Genomic DNA, 15,855 nt, shown 5'->3' with positions numbered 1-15,855 from the left:
GACTAAACAAACAAATGTAAAGGTGTGACTTGTTCCTTGAAAGGCTTACTTGATAATTTTATTCATCGCTTTTTTCATCACGCTTCCTGGCGAGGCTACTGGGAAGTGCTAATACAGCGGTACAAACCGGCATGGCGTGAGGGTTATTTCAGAGCTCAGCTAATATCAATTAAAAACCTGAACCACGATATGCTTGAAGTGGTTCTTAAGCCTGAAAAAGCGTGGCCTCATCACAGAGCAGGTCAACATATCGCATTAACAATTGAAGTGAATGGAAAGCTTACTACACGTATATTTACCCTTGCATGCGGCACCAGTACTCATAAAACGTCTCAGTGTGTTCGGCTTATCACTAAAGTGAAAAAACAAGGGGCGCTAACCCCTTATCTTAATTCATGCTCAGCAAATGAGTGGGTGAATATTTCTGAACCCAAAGGGAGTTTCATATTGCCCGCCACCGACAAACCTTTGCTTATGGTTGCTGGCGGCTCTGGAATTACCCCTTTTATTGCCATGCTTGAAGATGCATTTGAAAACGGTTCAATTAACGAACCCCCTATCCATCTTCTTTACTTCGCCAAGCCCAACGAACACGTGCTTTGTGAGGAGTTAACTGCTTTTAAAATGCGCAGTAAAGACTTTTCTTTTCAACTCTTAAACAGGCAAAGAGACGGTGAGGTAGATGCACACCTTTCACATCATGCTAATGCGCATTGGTTAGTGTGTGGCCCTCATAATTTATATGCTCAGGTAGAAAACGTAGCAAATGTCGTGAATGTTTCGTTAGAGAGCGAGCACTTCAGTGCTTTACCTGTCGTTAATAAAAAAGACCTAGACGAAGAGAAAAATTTTTCCTTGCTTCATAACGGCCAAACGTTAAGCGTAAATAATCAGCAAACATTACTTACTCAACTTCTACAGGCGAAACACCCCGTTACTTACGGTTGCGGCATGGGCATTTGCCATCAGTGTCAATGCATTAAAAAGCGCGGCGTGATAAGGGACACTCGCACAGGCGATCTTTCAGATGGCGCAGAACAGCTCATTCAACTGTGTGTTTCGCAGGCTGTTACCGATTTGGAGATTCAACTATGAACACCAGCGTTTTGAAAGACTCTGTACGACAAGAAGACGTGTCTAATGAACAATTAGCGCAAGTGCAACTAGCTCAAGCTAGTGAAGCTTCAAGCGTCAAAGAAAAGCCAAATTATGATGAACTCGCCCTGCAGCTAGACACCATAAAAGCGGAAGTAAAACAGAAAATTGGCGCTGAAGACGCCCGTTATATTAGAGGTATCATTCGTATTCAGCGATTGTGTGAGTGGTGCGGGCGAATATTGCTAATGCTTGGTTTCTTACAGCCTTTGCTTTGGGTTGCGGGAGTTTTGAGTTTAGCCGCTGCAAAAATTCTCGATAATATGGAAATTGGGCACAATGTAATGCACGGCCAGTACGACTGGATGAATGACAAGCATATCAACTCGATAAGCTACGAATGGGATATTGCGTGTGATGGCGCGAGTTGGAACCGTGTTCACAATTACGAGCATCACACGTACACCAATATTATTGGGAAAGACCGTGATTTTGGTTATGGGCTGCTTCGCTTATCAAATGACTTTCGTTGGCGAGTCAAAAACCTCTGGCAATTCATTACTTACGTGCTGTTAAGCGTTATGTTCCAATGGGGAGTGTCGTATCATGAAATGGCGGCCGAGCGCGTTTTCTTTGGTAAGAAAAAAAACAACCGTAAAAATCACGTTACCCACAGCGAGCTAAAAAAGCGCTTTTTTAGCAAAGGGACACGCCAGTTGGTAAAAGACTATGTACTGTTCCCTTTGCTTGCTGGGCCGTTATTTCTTTGGGTATTGTCGGGCAACCTTATTGCGAATTTACTGCGAAATTTATGGACTTCGACAATCATTTTTTGCGGTCACTTTACAGGTGACGTGGAAACCTTCAACGAAGAAGACTGTAAAAACGAATCACGCGGCCAATGGTACTATCGACAAGCACTTGGCTCTTCAAACATTCAAGGTGGCAATGTATTCCATGTGCTTACAGGGCATCTAAGCTTTCAAATTGAGCATCATCTATTTCCTGATATTCCAGCAAAACGGTATCGAGAAATAGCGCCAAAAGTACAAGCTGTGTTTAAGGCGCATGGGATGCACTACAATACAGGAAGTTTCTTAAAGCAATATTCTAGCGTGTTGAAACGCATCATCCGCTATTCTTTTCCTTAAACGCCTGAAATCCTAACCAGCCAGCCATCGCGCTTGCGCTGGTTAGGCAGGTGCCCCACACCCAATCTATTGCCATAATGAACAAGGTGAAGCCTTCAATTATGCTGTAAGCCGTTAGATTGTAGGCACCATAGCTAGCCAAACCCAGAAATGCGCCGTCTATGCCAGCATAAAGAAGCGACTTATCTCGGTTTGCCACTACAGCCAGCACAAACACCACAAAGCCGTACATCAAATAAAAAACTAACCATGGCCAGGTTATAAACTGACTTCGAAGCAAAGGCGCCATTTCACTTTGATACCAACCATCAGCAATTATGCCCAGCCACAGAAAATCTAGTAAGCCAAAACACACAAAAATCGCTACAAGCGACACTACAATATTTTTTGCGAAACGGATGATATTGGAAAGCATGAAACATATCCCTGTTGAAATAAATAATGTTTTAGTTTGTCACAAATACTAATCGACACAAAGTGTCTGCTCGACTACGCCATTTGATACATACGATCTGCAGCCTAATAAGTCAGTATTGTTCAAGCATACGCCCTGTACTTCTTCACCCGCTTTTATGTCGTTATCATCAACAATGCATGCTACTTCACATTCCCTACTGTCATTACACACATTACCAGCGTCAGCGGTGGGCAAAACGCATCCAAAAGATTGCTGTCTACCAATTTTCTTCCAACTTCCGCCCTGGCGTTCGCATACCTCTTGAGTTTCAATTGAATACGCTTGCTGCACTAGTGGCAATGAGGTATCAACCACCTGCTCCAATTTTGCAACTTCTTCTAAACTGGGTACCTTCTCTTGAGGCTGAGCACCACATCCAATAAGAAAAAGTACCGCAATCAAATTAACTGCTCGCATTGTTTATTCTCAATTATTCGTGACTTTTATTTATGACCATGTGGAACAGATAAGTTCTTAAAAACTATTCATTTATTTTAATAACCGTATTCTACAGCTAAGGTTAACGTTGCAAACGCGTACCTTAGCCCTTTCTAAACGCCTTATCTTGTACACTTGTAATCTTGTAATCTTGTAATCTTGTAATCTTGTACACTTATAGTTACATAAAGTCGCTTTGCAAAAACGAGTAAATTCGAAAACCTTTGAAATTTTATTCATGCTTTATCAGGTCTTTGATACTAATTCGCAAAACCAGCAGTATTTACGGACTTTTCATGACTCTTAAAAATACCGAAAACGTTGTAACAACGTTACTCACATTTAGCATCGCGTTACTGGGTTTAACATTTTTGCTTGGCGCAAACCCCAATGCACTTTTGTCAACATTCAACTTTTATTCCTTAGGCTCAGTAATAAGCCCAAATGCATTAGGCGTCGCAACTGGAATTGCTTTATTGCTGCTTGCACTCATGACCTTTGCTGCACGATTTCAATTAGTTTCAGCGAAAGTAGTTACGCTTTATGCAGCGTTCATAACAGCCGTGCCTTTACTTACATTGTTGTCGTCCACGCGTTGGATGGTTGATTTAGGGGGCTTCCCTATTATTGGCAGCGGCCAAGGTATTATTAAGTATTTTGCGGTGTTGCCTTTATTTTCGTTTTTGTTCTACCGTCATAAATTTTCACAGCTGCAACTTATCTATTTTAACTACACTCCCGTAGCTATGGTGCTGCTTTGGATTGGCGGCATGAAATTCTTTGAATTTGAAGCAAATGCTATTGTGGGCTTAGTTGAAACTTCACCGTTTATGTCGTGGTTGTATGATGTGTTTAGCGTTCAGGGAGCGTCTAATGTAATTGGTGGTTTTGATGTAGTGTTTGCATTGCTTCTAGGAATCGGCATATTTACTAAAAACAAACCCATTATTATCGCTAGCGGATTGGCCTGCTTGTCGGTCTTTCTAATGACACAAACCTTTTTGTTCACAGTGCCTAATACGTTTAACAGCACAACTATCGTTAACGGCCTAGGTCAATTTGTAATTAAAGATCTTTGGTTTATTGCAAACCTTGCAGTTATTGCTTATTTCACCGTGTTTCAAAGTGCTAAGAGTAATTTCCCGAAAGTTCAGGATAGTGAGCATAATTAAGCTTCGTAGCGTAACGCTTAACAATTAACAATTAACAATTAACAATTAACAAATACGCTTGTAAGTAAAAGTCGCGCGGGCAAGCTTGAGAAATGTGTTCTTAGCTTGCCCGCGTTTGTCGTTGTTCTTCACTTTATTGGTTAAAGGTTCTGATTTATCGCGCTTCATTTAATGACAAACTTACCCACACCAGTCTGTGATCTGAGCTAGCTTCCCGGCTTTTCACTAAACGATAAAGACGGCTTGTTTTCGCAGGCCAGAACACCCCCGCACTTTTTACATCAAAGCCATATTGGGAAGGTAAAACGTAGTCTGCTCTTGCTCCCCAATATGCTGTAAAACGATTGCTGTATTTGGCGCTAGAAGATCCTGCGCCGCCAGCGCTTGTTGGAATTACGGTATTGTTCACCAGCTCATGCTCAGTTAACTGCTCAATGACCCCTTCGCGATACTTATCACCAATATCTGCGGCATTAAAATCACCTACCAGCACGAATCGAGTGTCATTGGTTAAACTTGCCTTTTCGCCCCTATCATCATAAATGTAGCCCCCTTTTTCAGGAGATAGATAGTCAGCCATTAGCCTAATTTCATCAAAATTGCGTTTGCCGTTTCTGTCTTCTTCGCCATCGAAATTGGGTGGCGTTGGGTGCATCGCAAGAATGTGTACGGTCTTTTCACCTACTTTTACTGGTACGTCCCAGTGAGATTTTGAACTTAGTCGAAGCGCAGCCCACTCATCAACGCTATACCATGGCGTGCCTTGCTCAGTGCTTCCTGAATTGTTTGGAATAATTGGGATTTGAGGATGCGGCATGTGATGCCACTTAAATTGCTGAAACGTTCGAATATTCTCTACATCAATGGGAAATTTAGACAGTAAAGCCATGCCATACTGGCCTGGATAAAGACCATACCCGTAAGCATCGCCACCTACTCCTTCTGCTTTACCGTTGTTATCTAAGTCAAACTCAGTAGGCTCACCTGTATTAACTGGTGCCACAAATGAATAAGGGTAGTCTACTGGTGTTAATCCCTGCTGTGATACGTTCAGGTAGTTTTTTACGAACGCGTCTATTCCTTTGCTTTTATCTGCAACATAGTCAAACTCGTTAAGCAATAAGACATCTGGATTTACCCGCTGAATGATTTCGGCAATGTTCTTTACCTGCTGATGATTTCCGTCTGCAAGTACATGCTGTAACACATCTTCACTAGGCTTAAACCCCAACGCTTTGTAATTAGTCGCTTCCATACTCACGTTGAACGTTGCTACTTTAATCACATGATTTTCATTTGCACTTACATGTAAACTGAGAAGTACAGGCAGCAACCTTGCTGCCAAAAGAAAGGCGCGAACTTTCATATTAATACCCGATGATAAAAACGATAAATAAAGATACCAAGGTTATACCAATCCGCATAGATAATTGCCCATTCAGAAGTCGCTATTCTAAATGTCTTTATCCCCACTTGGGGTGTCGTCTTTTTGCTTACTGTCCTTTTGTTTTTGTCCCAACGCTTCTTTTTTACTTTCAACCACTATTTCAATTGTTTGCTCTACTTTTGGGTCAGGTAACACCATTTGAACAAGCATTCCAAATACTATCGCCACTCCTTTTTGTTTCTTTGCCCATCTAATCATAGAACCTGAAAAGACAACGAAAAGAGCGACGCCCGCACAGACTGAAAGGCTAAGCACGATGTCATACATATATTTTCCTTTTTTACCGAGTCCTTAACGATAATGCTTTCAAAACATCAAAGAACAAAAATCAATCACTTAAAGCAATAGGCCCTTTCTTGTCGTTTTCAATTGCTTCTTGCATAAGAAGTGTTCGAATCAACAGTATTTAGTGTTCAGATATTTATTTACAAAGACGTGCTTACCTACTCAACAATTATGATGTTTTTGCTCTATGAGTATTGATAAGCTAGTGACAAATTAAAGAGAGGCGATTATGAAAAGCTGGGTAACCAAAGCCATTAATACCATTAACGCAGATTATCAGCGTTCTGCGGATACACACCTTATAAAGCTAGCGCAAATTGCATTTCCAAACATTGATATTTACCTAAAGGACGAGAGCACCCACCCAACGGGCAGTTTAAAACACCGCTTAGCACGTTCGCTGTTTCTTTATGCTTTGTGCAACGGGAAAATTGTTGAAGGAACTACGGTAGTCGAAGCGTCATCCGGAAGTACAGCTGTGTCAGAGGCGTATTTTGCAAAAATGATAGGTGTGCCGTTTGTCGCTGTGATGCCCAGATCTACAGCGCAAAGCAAAATAGCCCTTATCGAACGGTATGATGGAAAATGTCATTTTGTCGACTGCCCTACGCAAATGCATAGCGAAGCAACAAAAGTAGCAAACGACTTAAACGGTTACTTTATGGACCAGTTTCTTTATGCAGAACGAGCCACCGACTGGCGTGGTAATAACAATATTGCCGAGAGTATTTTCGACCAGATGAAAGCAGAGCCACATCCGGTACCACACACCGTGGTTATGAGTGCAGGCACCGGCGGAACGTCAGCCACAATTGGTCGCTACATTCGTTATAAAGGTCTTGCTTCAAAGCTTGTTGTAGTCGACCCCGAATACAGCGTATTTTTTGATAGTTTTAAAAACCGAGATTACACACTAACGGCATCGAGAGGGAGCAGAATTGAAGGCATCGGACGCCCAAAAGTAGAAGCATCATTCCAACACGATGTGATTGACGAGATGATTGCCGTTCCTGACGCAGCCAGTATTGCGACTATGCGCTGGTTAAACAACACCATGGGAATTAAGGCGGGGCCGTCCACCGGCACAAACTTGTGGGGTGCACTCAACGTTGCTCAACAAATGATTAAAAGCGGTGAGTCAGGCTCAATAGTGACGTTGATGTGTGACAGTGGTGAACGTTATGCTAATACCTATTACGACACGCAATGGGTAGAGCAAATGGTTGGAAGCACTCAAACTTATGAGGATAAGTTGAGTAAAATTGAACTAGCGTACTAAAGAACCCACTGCCCCCATAGACAGAGTTAAAAGCTATGCGTTTCGGTGCGCTCCTTATGGGTAGCCACCGACTGGAAATCTTTGCATATTGCTTAAAATCAAATTGCGTATTTAATAGCATTTGGTGACGTTTCAACATGCTGCAACAATTGGTGCAGCATGTTAATCTGGCGTGAACTGCTTTTCAGCCAAAAAGCTTTAGCGCACTGCCCTTAAAGCGTTATCTACATAAGCCAATTTTCATTTAATTTGTTAGACAGCTTGTAGAGAATGGCTAACAGAAGTATGTTTTGAAACTCTGATTGTTCGAGAATTGACGCGCCGTTTCTTGTGACGACATCTAGGAATAGAGAGATAAAGTTAATTCCCACTAAAAACCAGAAGGTTGCTTTGTTAAGCTTTTTCTTGTCCATAAGTACTGCCTAAATTTTTTAGTTAATACAAAAGTAAATAAACAGGCATACGCCTGTTTATTTGAAATTAAAGACTTTCATGCTGGTGTATACCATCATAAAGACCGTCACCAAAGCCAGAGCCAAAATCGTAGGCTAGGTCGATTATCGTCATGTAGGTAAATACGTGGTTCCAATAACCACCACTGCACTCGCTAAGTTCAGTCTGACTTAATACTGTCATCTTCGCTGTCCTTAATATGCTACGTGTCTCGCGACGTCATCAAGCCATCGGTTCGATGTCATCACATTGCTGTAGAAATAGCCGGCCGCATAGCCAGCTCCATAGCCGATGCTGGTCACGATATCGCCTACTACTCCGCCACCTGCAACTGCATCTAACTCTTTTGAACTAAGTACTTCCATAATCAAACTCCTTTTAAAATAAGACTGTGTGCAAATGCACATTGCTAGGTTATGCCATAACACTCTTTATCGCGACTGTACTTATGGTGTGTTTTAGAGCATTGCTATGATTGTTAAAAAGGCTCTCAGAAATCCACAGACATCGATAATTTGGAAAGGTAAACTGCTAATGCCTTAAAAGGTTGAAAACATGCAGAGTTTTTTTCACCAGAGGTGAAAATTTTACGAAATGAATTCAACAGATGGGCGAAAAAGTTTAGTGCCTAACATGTTCAGCATTTTAACTGTCGAATTTAGCCAACGTTCAAGAAGAAAGGTTTAGCATCTCAGTAAAGCCAGACAGTTATCTTCTGCCACTGGTTTAGAGAAATAGTAGCCCTGTAAATAACTACATCCATTCATTTGGAAAAACTTAACCTGTTCTATCGTTTCAATGCCTTCAGCGACACACTCAAGTCCTAAGCTCTCAGCCATACGCAACGTCGCAAGAATAATTGCTTCATTTCCACTATCTAGCCCAATTCCTTCAACAAAACTCTTGTCTATTTTAAGAACATCAATTGGAAAATCTTTCAAATATTTCAAAGAGGAATATCCAGTGCCAAAATCGTCCAGCGCTATCATGAACCCCATCGCTTTTAATTCACCAATGACGCTCATAGCGACATCGTAATTCGACATTAACGCGCTTTCCGTAATCTCAAACCGAATATTACTTGTCGAAACGTTGTTTACTTTTAAAAGTTCAACGACCTCCATTAAGGCTTCTTCATTGGTAAAATGTTTGGCACTCAAATTTATTGAAAGGTAAAGTTCGCTGTCGCGAATGCTAAACTCTTTGTACACGGGTAAAACGCGTTCAATGAGCTGAACCGTCATCTCAGCTATTAGGCCTATGTTTTCAGCCACCGGTATAAAAATATCGGGTGACACCATAAACTCACCATCTTCCCAACGCATCAAAACCTCAAAACCTTTAATAGCGCCCGTTGTGCAACAAACTATTGGTTGATAGTAGTTTAAGAAAGATTTCTCGATACAGGCTCGTTTTATTTTATTTTCAAGCTGAAGCTTTGAACGCGCTCGCTCATTCATATGTTCGGTGAAGTACTGAAAGTTGTCACTGCCAGCCTCTTTAGCATGATACATGGCAATATCAGCGTTCTTAAGTAAATCGACTGGGGCTTTCGCATCGTCTGGAAAAAGTGAGATACCGACACTCGCGGATACGCTTACCTCTTGATTCGAAAGTGTTATTGTTTGTCCTAACGCTTGTATCATAGTATGCGCAACGTGACCCAGTTCATCTATTTGTTCAACGCCTTCAAATAGCACCACAAATTCATCGCCGCCAAGCCTAGCTACCGTGTCAGTTTTGTTTACTAGCCTTTCCAGGCGTCTAGCTACTGTGATCAGAAGTTCATCGCCTGCCTCGTGACCAAGGCTATCATTGACTTGTTTGAAGCGATCAAGATCAATAAAGAATAAACCTACGCGACTGTCTTTCTGTGCGGCTAAGTGTAACGCATGCTGTAACCGATCGAGCAAGAGCGTCCGGTTAGGTAATCCGGTTAAATTGTCGTAATTAGCTAGCTGTACTAATGCATTTTGAGCATCTTTTTGTTCGGTAATGTCAGAAACAATGACTAAATAACGGTCTATATGTATGCTATTTCTTTCGCTAGTAACTGCGGTAACTCTGATGTTTACGACATACCGACGTTCATTAAAGCTATCAACAAAAGTTTCTCCACTCCAGTGTTCATTTGGCCCTAATTTACGCATAGCATGTAACACTTTTCTAAGTTGACGACTTTGTTCTAAATAAAGCCGAGTGAGGTCGTCAATTAAATTGGTATTTTTCGCGACACCTAATGCATCTTTGATCGATTGATTTGCCACTATGGCTTGGAAGTTAGAATCAAAGACTATTACCCAATCGCGAGTGTGCTGGAATGCTTCACCAAATAGCCTCGCTTTAAATTCGGCATTAACTGATTCGGTGATGTTTGAATACGTACCTACTAATCTTTGAGTATATTTACCGTCGTTAACAGCGATCATCGAGCCTACATCTCGATACCACTTATAATCACCGTCTTTAGCTTTTAGGCGGTAACTGATATCAATTCCTTTAACTAGCCCGTTTATTGCTCTGTTCCATTGCTCTAGAAACGAGGCCACGTCATGTTTATGAATGAGGGATACATGTTCATCGAACGACAATAATGTGCCTAAATCTGTATACCCTAAATCCTCTACAATTCGATTCTGTGAAATATTGTTCGAATCTTCATACCACTCCCAGACCCTTGAATTACTTGCCGTCAGCGCCATTGACAGCCTATTTTTGTGCCTTAAAGCTTCCGAGTGAGCAGCACGAAGTTTTTCATTGTTACTTTTACGACGCCTTAGAATGATTGAAGCGATAGAAACGAGAAAAAGGAGATAAATCAAGTAAGCTATCGGGGATGCGTATACTGGGTATTTCACATTTATTTTTAAATTCGCACTAGAGCCTGACATTTTGCTAACAGGATCAATTCTGGCAACACTAAACTCGTAATCACCTGGTTCTAATTGAGGAAATGTTACTTTTGTAGACTTTGTAGGTGGGTAAACAATCTCGACATCACCGTTCAATTCGTACTGATAGTAGGCAGTCGACGTTCTTCCAAACTTTAAATCTGAATAATGGATGGTGAGTCCAACATCATCATGCTCCAATTGCAGAAAGCTTCCGTTTTTAGTTCCTATACCTAATTCTAGTGTGTGGCTTAAAAGGTCAATATCTGTAATAAAGGTTGGAGCGTTAAAGTCGTCAAGTTTGCTAAATTTATCGGGAGAAAAAATCGTAAAGCCTTTTTGTGAGCCAAATACTAGTTTTCCATCCTTTAAGCCTAATTTTGATCCCCAAGTAAATTCATTCGAAGCTAAGCCTTCTCTTGTACTAAATTGCCATAGTTTATTTTTTTTGGGGTCAAACTTAAGCAATCCTTGATGACTTCCAATCCAAATATTTCCTTCTGGATCTTTGTCTAAGCTCACAATTAAATTTGTAGGTAGTAAATTGCTCGTATCGAAGAAGTATTTTTGTCGATAGGTCGCTGCGTCTATACCGTAAAGCCCGTGACCTGGATAGGCTATCCACAATACTCCATTATTGTCTAAAACTGTGTCGGTTGGATGAATTGCATATTCAGATTGAGATTTTCTTGCCTGATGCAGCTTTTCTACTACTCCAGTTTCAGTGTTGAAACGCCACAATTCTCCCATCATTGCCAGTAAAATAGTGCCGTCACGAGCCTCGTAATCGGGCAGAAAAGTGTATAGCTGGTCGTAATCAATATTTGAAGAAAGTGCCTCTGCGTTAGACAATAGTTCTTTCTTTTCATCAAGTAACCAAAATTTACCGTCAGCAGCAATCAAATATTTGTTTTGCGAAGTGCGAATTAAATCGTATGCTTTTGCTGAATTAAAAAGCTGCTCTAATTTGCTTCCGAATTCATAAGGTACTATGCGTTTGCTTGAAATATCGAATTTCCTAATTCCCTCGGCAGTGAGCAGCCAGACCATGTTATGTTCAGCGGGCCTAATCGTGTATATAGTACCTAAAGAAGCAACAGCTTTTTCATCCTGAGAGACCAAAAAATGTTCAACTTTATTTGTTTTTAAGTTGTAGAGATTAAGGCCATTGTTTGTCCCTATCCAAAGATTCTGATCGTCAGCCTCGTAAAAGCCATAAACAATGTTATCACTTAGTTTGTCATGACTTTTTCCATCCCCCATGACATTTTTGAATAATGCCGCCTCAGGTGACCAAAGGAGTGCACCTGATGTTCCGGTTGATAACCAAACTTGACCATCTGCTGTTAGTGCAACTTCGTATAAGTCATCATCAGTGATTTGTAAACGAGAATCTGATGGCCTAAATAAGTGATTTAACTCATGCGTCGTCACGTCGAATGTAAAAAGGCCTTGATCCGTCGACATGTAATAAAGAGAGCCTTCGTTCTGCTTCAAATCCCATATGTTCAAAGACTCAACTATTCTCCTCGCGTCAGGGTTAACTCCGCCTTTTTTAACAAATTGTACCAGTTCATTTAGTTCGAATTGATAAAGTCCTTCGACGGTTCCTAACCAAAATTTTTGTGCCTTATCAACAACAATTAGCTTAGCGTTACGATTATCAATATTGGATTCGTTTTCCCTCGTATGCTCGATTCGCTTGATTTCACCCGATGGCAAAAGGTTGGCATAAAGGCCTGCTGACGTTGCAATGAAGAGAATATCGTTGAAAAGATACATATGCCGTATAACGTCATCACTCGATAAACCTAGGTCAGAAGAGAGTAAATCAAAGACTGTTTCTTTTTTCTTTGTAACTAGATCAAACTTTATTACTAAGTGATCAAGTGCAATGTAAATTTTTTTATCTGGCGCAGATAGAAAGTGAGAAGCGTACTGATACCAAGAAGGCTGATCTTTATAAGTTTCATAAACTAGGCGTTCAGATTTGCCTGTATCTCGGTCAACCCTATAAACACCACCGCTGTATGTACTTACCCATAGATTTCCTCCTTGGTCTTCAAACAATGTGTAAATTCCATCGTCTGCAAATTCGTTATTTTTGCCAAGGTATTGAACGTTCTGATTTCCATCGAAACGGTTTAGTCCTGCTTCTGTCGCAATCCATAACATGCCGTCCTTATCAATTAGCATGTCGTTTACTGTATCTTGACTCAAACCGTTTTCAGTAGATAGCGACGTAAATGAAGGGGTAGACAACAATGGTTCTGCACTCACGCAGATATTAAAGACTGAGAAAATTGAAACGATAAAGATTAATTTAAATAACAAAACAATTCTTGATGAATAGGAAGGCCTACATTGTCGCGACAACATATATTAATAAAACCTTAGTTATAAATTACGTCAATAACTGTGTTTGAGCTTAACAGAATGATAGCCGCTAATATATGAATAACAATTCAATCTTTAGGATAGTTTTGCATGTTTAATACAACTGACTGGGGGACTCCTTATTACAATAACTGCGCTCTGCAAACAACACATGAGCGCATAATCCGCGCTACAAGCTTGTCAGCTAGAGAACCCATGGGGTTACTCTAGCAACTTTACTCATAACTAAGACAGTTTACCCGCCAACTCAACGGTTTCCTTACCTAAACTTTTTAGCTGCTTAATGGTTTTTTCGTCAGTAATGACGCCATCAGTCATTAGCGTATCTACCTTCGCGATAGCTTTCTGGTTTGGTTGCACCATAGTGCCAATGTTTTCAAGAAGCATTCTAAGTACAACCAGCACGCGCATACCGCCTAGCCCACCAGCCGAAGCTGCCATGATACCCGCCACTTTTCCGCGAAATGCTTGTAATGGCTTTTCGCCTTCACCCATGCGCGACGCCCAGTCTATGGCGTTTTTAAGCAGCGCTGGGTAGCTTGAGTTGTATTCTGGTGAAGCAATAAGAAATCCATCATGGCTCATCAATAGCTCTTTGAATGCTTGAGCCCTTTCAGGCATACCGAACTCTGCTTCTTCATCTTCATTAAATATCGGCATTTGATAGTCGGCTAGGTCAATAACGGTGACTTCTGCCCCCGCTTCACGCGCGCCTTCGACAGCTACTTTCATGATAGCTTGATTAAATGAGCCCTTTCGGGTGCTGCCTGCAAATGCAAGGATCTTAGTCATAGAGGTTTCCTGTCTTTACTTTGAAATGTGTTTGTAATGTCTGTTTTATAAGGCGCTACCAGCCTATTGGTTCTACTCTAATTACAAGTAGTAATAATTGGCTCTAACCGACAACATATCTTTGTTTTTATTTTGAGCATAAAAAAAGGCTGACAATTAATGTCAGCCTTTCGATATCACAATAGTAGTTGTACCGCGAACGCTACATTTTTTCTAGTGTTTCGATACCAAGTAGTGTTAATCCCTGCTCTAGCGTTTTGGCAACAAGCGCTGACAATGCCATACGGCTATCACGTACAGCTGGCTCAATACCGTCTTTCAACATTGGGCACGCCTCGTAAAATGTCATAAACGCTGACGCCACGTCGTATAGATAGGTACACAATACGTGAGGGGTAGCTTCACGAGACACCATGCCGATGACTTCTTCAAACTGCATAAGCAACACAGCTAGCGCGTGCTCTTGTTTCTCAGCAATATTGATGTCTACTGGCATGGTGGCCATATCAACACCGGCTTTTCTGAATAGGCTTTTCACACGGGTATACGCATATTGAAGGTAAGGAGCGGTATTCCCTTCAAAGCTTAGCATTGAATCCCAGTTGAACATGTAATCGGTTGTGCGGTTTTTAGAAAGGTCAGCGTATTTCACGGCGCCAATACCTACCTTGCGTGCAACTTCTTTAAGCTCACCTTCGCTTAAATCGTTATCACGCTCAGCAATTAATTTCCCTGCACGTTCTACGGCTTCATCTAGCAACTCAACCAGTTTAACCGTACCGCCAGTACGCGTTTTAAATGGCTTACCGTCACTGCCTAGCATCATACCAAACGGGCAATGCTCGTAAGACTGCTCTTCTTTCATGAAGCCCGCTTTACGGCCCACAATTTCAGTTTGCTTAAAGTGCAGTGCCTGACGAGCGTCAGTAAGAATTAGCGTACGGTCGGCGTTTAACTTACCGCTGCGATATCGCATTGCCGCAAGGTCTGTCGTAGCGTACAAATAGCCGCCACCCGATTTTTGAACAATGTAAACCGCAGGGTTACCTTCTTTGTCGGCTAGCTCAGGGATAAACACCACCTGCGCACCTTGGTCTTCTACCGCAATACCTTTCGCTTTAAGCTCGCTAATAACGTTGGCCAAGTCGTCGTTGTACGCCGATTCACCCATGATATCTTTACGGGTAAGGCTTACGTTTAGCTTGTCGTATACTTCTTCAGAGTGGGCAATAGACACGTCGATGAACTTTTCCCACAGCGCTAAACACTGCGCGTCGCCACCTTGCAGCTTAACTACGTATTCACGGGCGCGGTCGGCAAAACCTTCTTCTTCGTCAAAGCGTACTTTGGCTTCGCGGTAAAAGTCTTCAAGATCTGACAGCGCTGTTTCAGCCACTTCGTCTTGAAGCTTGTCTGAAAGGTGCGCTAGCAACATGCCGAACTGCGTACCCCAGTCGCCCATGTGATTTTGACGAATAACGTTGTGGCCCAAGAACTCAAGCACTTTAACTACGGCGTCGCCAATGATGGTAGTACGCAAGTGACCTACGTGCATTTCTTTGGCCAAATTAGGCGATGAGTAGTCTACAACAATGTTTTGTTCGTCTGACTTAGCAATGCCTAAACGCGGGTCGGTCAATGATAGTTCACACTGGTTAGATAGCCATTCGTCATTAAGGTGAACGTTAATAAAGCCGGGGCCAGCTACTTCTAGCTTGCTGGCAATATCGTCTAGTTTTACAGTCTCAACAATTTTCTCTGCAATATCGCGCGGCTTTTGCTTTAGCTGCTTGGCTAGCGCCATAGCGCCGTTAAACTGATATTCACCAAACTCAGGTCGAGCGCTGCGCGAAACAGGTACTGGCGCATTTTCTACGCCCATTTCTTGAAGTGCTTCAGTAAAACGGTTAACTAATAGTGCATGTATATTCATAATGTATTTTGTCTATCTTAATTTTTTACTAGCTTTGATCTTCACCAGCATTAATTTCTACTAGC

Annotated in this window: 14 protein-coding genes; 4 read left to right on the top strand and 10 right to left on the bottom strand. The window is 41.7% G+C overall.

Annotation, left to right across the window (positions count from 1 at the left end; all coding sequences use genetic code 11):
• The first annotated feature begins 36 nt into the window (after window positions 1–36).
• Both ACHUFN_RS09205 and ACHUFN_RS09200 read left to right on the top strand, forming a co-directional pair.
• Entirely contained in the window at window positions 37–1,095 is a 1,059-nt protein-coding gene (locus tag ACHUFN_RS09205) for a flavin reductase family protein (protein ID WP_394222055.1), read from the top strand.
• Window positions 1,092–2,246 carry a fatty acid desaturase family protein gene (locus ACHUFN_RS09200; protein ID WP_394222054.1) on the top strand — a complete coding sequence of 385 codons (1,155 nt, stop codon included), beginning with the start codon at window positions 1,092–1,094 and terminating at the stop codon, window positions 2,244–2,246. Before ACHUFN_RS09205 ends, ACHUFN_RS09200 begins: the two co-directional genes overlap by 4 nt.
• Here the strand turns inward: ACHUFN_RS09200 and ACHUFN_RS09195 are convergent.
• The gene (locus ACHUFN_RS09195) at window positions 2,224–2,661 is read right to left on the bottom strand and encodes a DUF2177 family protein (protein WP_394222053.1); all 438 of its coding nucleotides are present in this window, start codon (window positions 2,659–2,661) and stop codon (window positions 2,224–2,226) included. The two genes, ACHUFN_RS09200 and ACHUFN_RS09195, sit on opposite strands and share 23 nt — an antisense overlap.
• A gap of 48 nt (window positions 2,662–2,709) precedes the next feature.
• Entirely contained in the window at window positions 2,710–3,120 is a 411-nt protein-coding gene (locus ACHUFN_RS09190) for a hypothetical protein (RefSeq protein WP_394222052.1), read from the bottom strand.
• Between the two features lie 317 nt (window positions 3,121–3,437).
• Here ACHUFN_RS09190 and ACHUFN_RS09185 point away from each other — a divergent pair, with 317 nt between their 5' ends.
• Window positions 3,438–4,313, top strand: a complete 876-nt coding sequence (locus ACHUFN_RS09185; protein ID WP_394222051.1) for a DUF417 family protein — start codon at window positions 3,438–3,440, stop codon at window positions 4,311–4,313.
• Between the two features lie 154 nt (window positions 4,314–4,467).
• Here ACHUFN_RS09185 and ACHUFN_RS09180 read toward each other — a convergent pair whose 3' ends face one another.
• Both ACHUFN_RS09180 and ACHUFN_RS09175 read right to left on the bottom strand, forming a co-directional pair.
• Complete coding sequence (locus ACHUFN_RS09180) at window positions 4,468–5,679, bottom strand: endonuclease/exonuclease/phosphatase family protein (protein WP_394222050.1); 1,212 nt, start codon at window positions 5,677–5,679, stop codon at window positions 4,468–4,470.
• Window positions 5,680–5,766: 87 nt separating this feature from the next.
• Window positions 5,767–6,027, bottom strand: coding sequence for a hypothetical protein (locus tag ACHUFN_RS09175; protein WP_394222049.1), 261 nt, complete (start codon window positions 6,025–6,027; stop codon window positions 5,767–5,769).
• A 247-nt stretch (window positions 6,028–6,274) separates the two neighbouring features.
• Between ACHUFN_RS09175 and ACHUFN_RS09170 the strand changes: the two genes are divergently transcribed.
• Entirely contained in the window at window positions 6,275–7,324 is a 1,050-nt protein-coding gene (locus ACHUFN_RS09170) for a PLP-dependent cysteine synthase family protein (protein ID WP_394222048.1), read from the top strand.
• Between the two features lie 224 nt (window positions 7,325–7,548).
• On the opposite strand, the gene ACHUFN_RS09165 is transcribed toward ACHUFN_RS09170, so the two are convergent.
• The 6 genes from ACHUFN_RS09165 to argS all read right to left on the bottom strand — a co-directional run bounded on the left by ACHUFN_RS09165 (window position 7,549) and on the right by argS (window position 15,790).
• Window positions 7,549–7,737, bottom strand: a complete 189-nt coding sequence (locus tag ACHUFN_RS09165; RefSeq protein WP_394222047.1) for a hypothetical protein — start codon at window positions 7,735–7,737, stop codon at window positions 7,549–7,551.
• 67 nt (window positions 7,738–7,804) lie between these two features.
• Window positions 7,805–7,960, bottom strand: coding sequence for a hypothetical protein (locus ACHUFN_RS09160; protein ID WP_394222046.1), 156 nt, complete (start codon window positions 7,958–7,960; stop codon window positions 7,805–7,807).
• A gap of 11 nt (window positions 7,961–7,971) precedes the next feature.
• Window positions 7,972–8,142 (bottom strand): hypothetical protein, encoded by a 171-nt coding sequence (locus ACHUFN_RS09155; RefSeq protein ID WP_394222045.1) that lies wholly within the window; start codon window positions 8,140–8,142, stop codon window positions 7,972–7,974.
• A gap of 318 nt (window positions 8,143–8,460) precedes the next feature.
• A complete protein-coding gene (locus ACHUFN_RS09150) occupies window positions 8,461–13,002 on the bottom strand; it encodes an EAL domain-containing protein (RefSeq protein WP_394222043.1) in 4,542 nt (1,513 codons plus the stop codon).
• 288 nt (window positions 13,003–13,290) lie between these two features.
• Window positions 13,291–13,857: an NADPH-dependent FMN reductase gene (locus ACHUFN_RS09145; RefSeq protein ID WP_394222042.1), complete on the bottom strand. Its 567-nt coding sequence runs from the start codon at window positions 13,855–13,857 to the stop codon at window positions 13,291–13,293.
• A gap of 202 nt (window positions 13,858–14,059) precedes the next feature.
• Window positions 14,060–15,790: an arginine--tRNA ligase gene (gene argS / locus ACHUFN_RS09140; RefSeq protein WP_394222041.1), complete on the bottom strand. Its 1,731-nt coding sequence runs from the start codon at window positions 15,788–15,790 to the stop codon at window positions 14,060–14,062.
• Window positions 15,791–15,855: the final 65 nt, after the last annotated feature.

This window comes from Alteromonas gracilis (assembly GCF_043642145.1).
Lineage (GTDB): Bacteria > Pseudomonadota > Gammaproteobacteria > Enterobacterales > Alteromonadaceae > Alteromonas > Alteromonas gracilis_B.
Note: the sequence above shows the minus strand (reverse complement) of the source record. Positions and strands in the feature narration are given on the sequence as shown.

What these genes read in the sequence shown, in the direction of transcription:
- ACHUFN_RS09200 (WP_394222054.1), top strand. Translation starts at nt 1,092, where the DNA reads ATGAACACCAGCGTTTTGAAAGACTCTGTACGACAAGAAGACGTGTCT.
- ACHUFN_RS09190 (WP_394222052.1), bottom strand. Translation starts at nt 3,120, where the DNA reads ATGCGAGCAGTTAATTTGATTGCGGTACTTTTTCTTATTGGATGTGGT.
- ACHUFN_RS09195 (WP_394222053.1), bottom strand. Translation starts at nt 2,661, where the DNA reads ATGCTTTCCAATATCATCCGTTTCGCAAAAAATATTGTAGTGTCGCTT.
- ACHUFN_RS09185 (WP_394222051.1), top strand. Translation starts at nt 3,438, where the DNA reads ATGACTCTTAAAAATACCGAAAACGTTGTAACAACGTTACTCACATTT.
- ACHUFN_RS09160 (WP_394222046.1), bottom strand. Translation starts at nt 7,960, where the DNA reads ATGACAGTATTAAGTCAGACTGAACTTAGCGAGTGCAGTGGTGGTTAT.
- argS (WP_394222041.1), bottom strand. Translation starts at nt 15,790, where the DNA reads ATGAATATACATGCACTATTAGTTAACCGTTTTACTGAAGCACTTCAA.
- ACHUFN_RS09155 (WP_394222045.1), bottom strand. Translation starts at nt 8,142, where the DNA reads ATGGAAGTACTTAGTTCAAAAGAGTTAGATGCAGTTGCAGGTGGCGGA.
- ACHUFN_RS09175 (WP_394222049.1), bottom strand. Translation starts at nt 6,027, where the DNA reads ATGTATGACATCGTGCTTAGCCTTTCAGTCTGTGCGGGCGTCGCTCTT.
- ACHUFN_RS09165 (WP_394222047.1), bottom strand. Translation starts at nt 7,737, where the DNA reads ATGGACAAGAAAAAGCTTAACAAAGCAACCTTCTGGTTTTTAGTGGGA.
- ACHUFN_RS09145 (WP_394222042.1), bottom strand. Translation starts at nt 13,857, where the DNA reads ATGACTAAGATCCTTGCATTTGCAGGCAGCACCCGAAAGGGCTCATTT.
- ACHUFN_RS09180 (WP_394222050.1), bottom strand. Translation starts at nt 5,679, where the DNA reads ATGAAAGTTCGCGCCTTTCTTTTGGCAGCAAGGTTGCTGCCTGTACTT.
- ACHUFN_RS09170 (WP_394222048.1), top strand. Translation starts at nt 6,275, where the DNA reads ATGAAAAGCTGGGTAACCAAAGCCATTAATACCATTAACGCAGATTAT.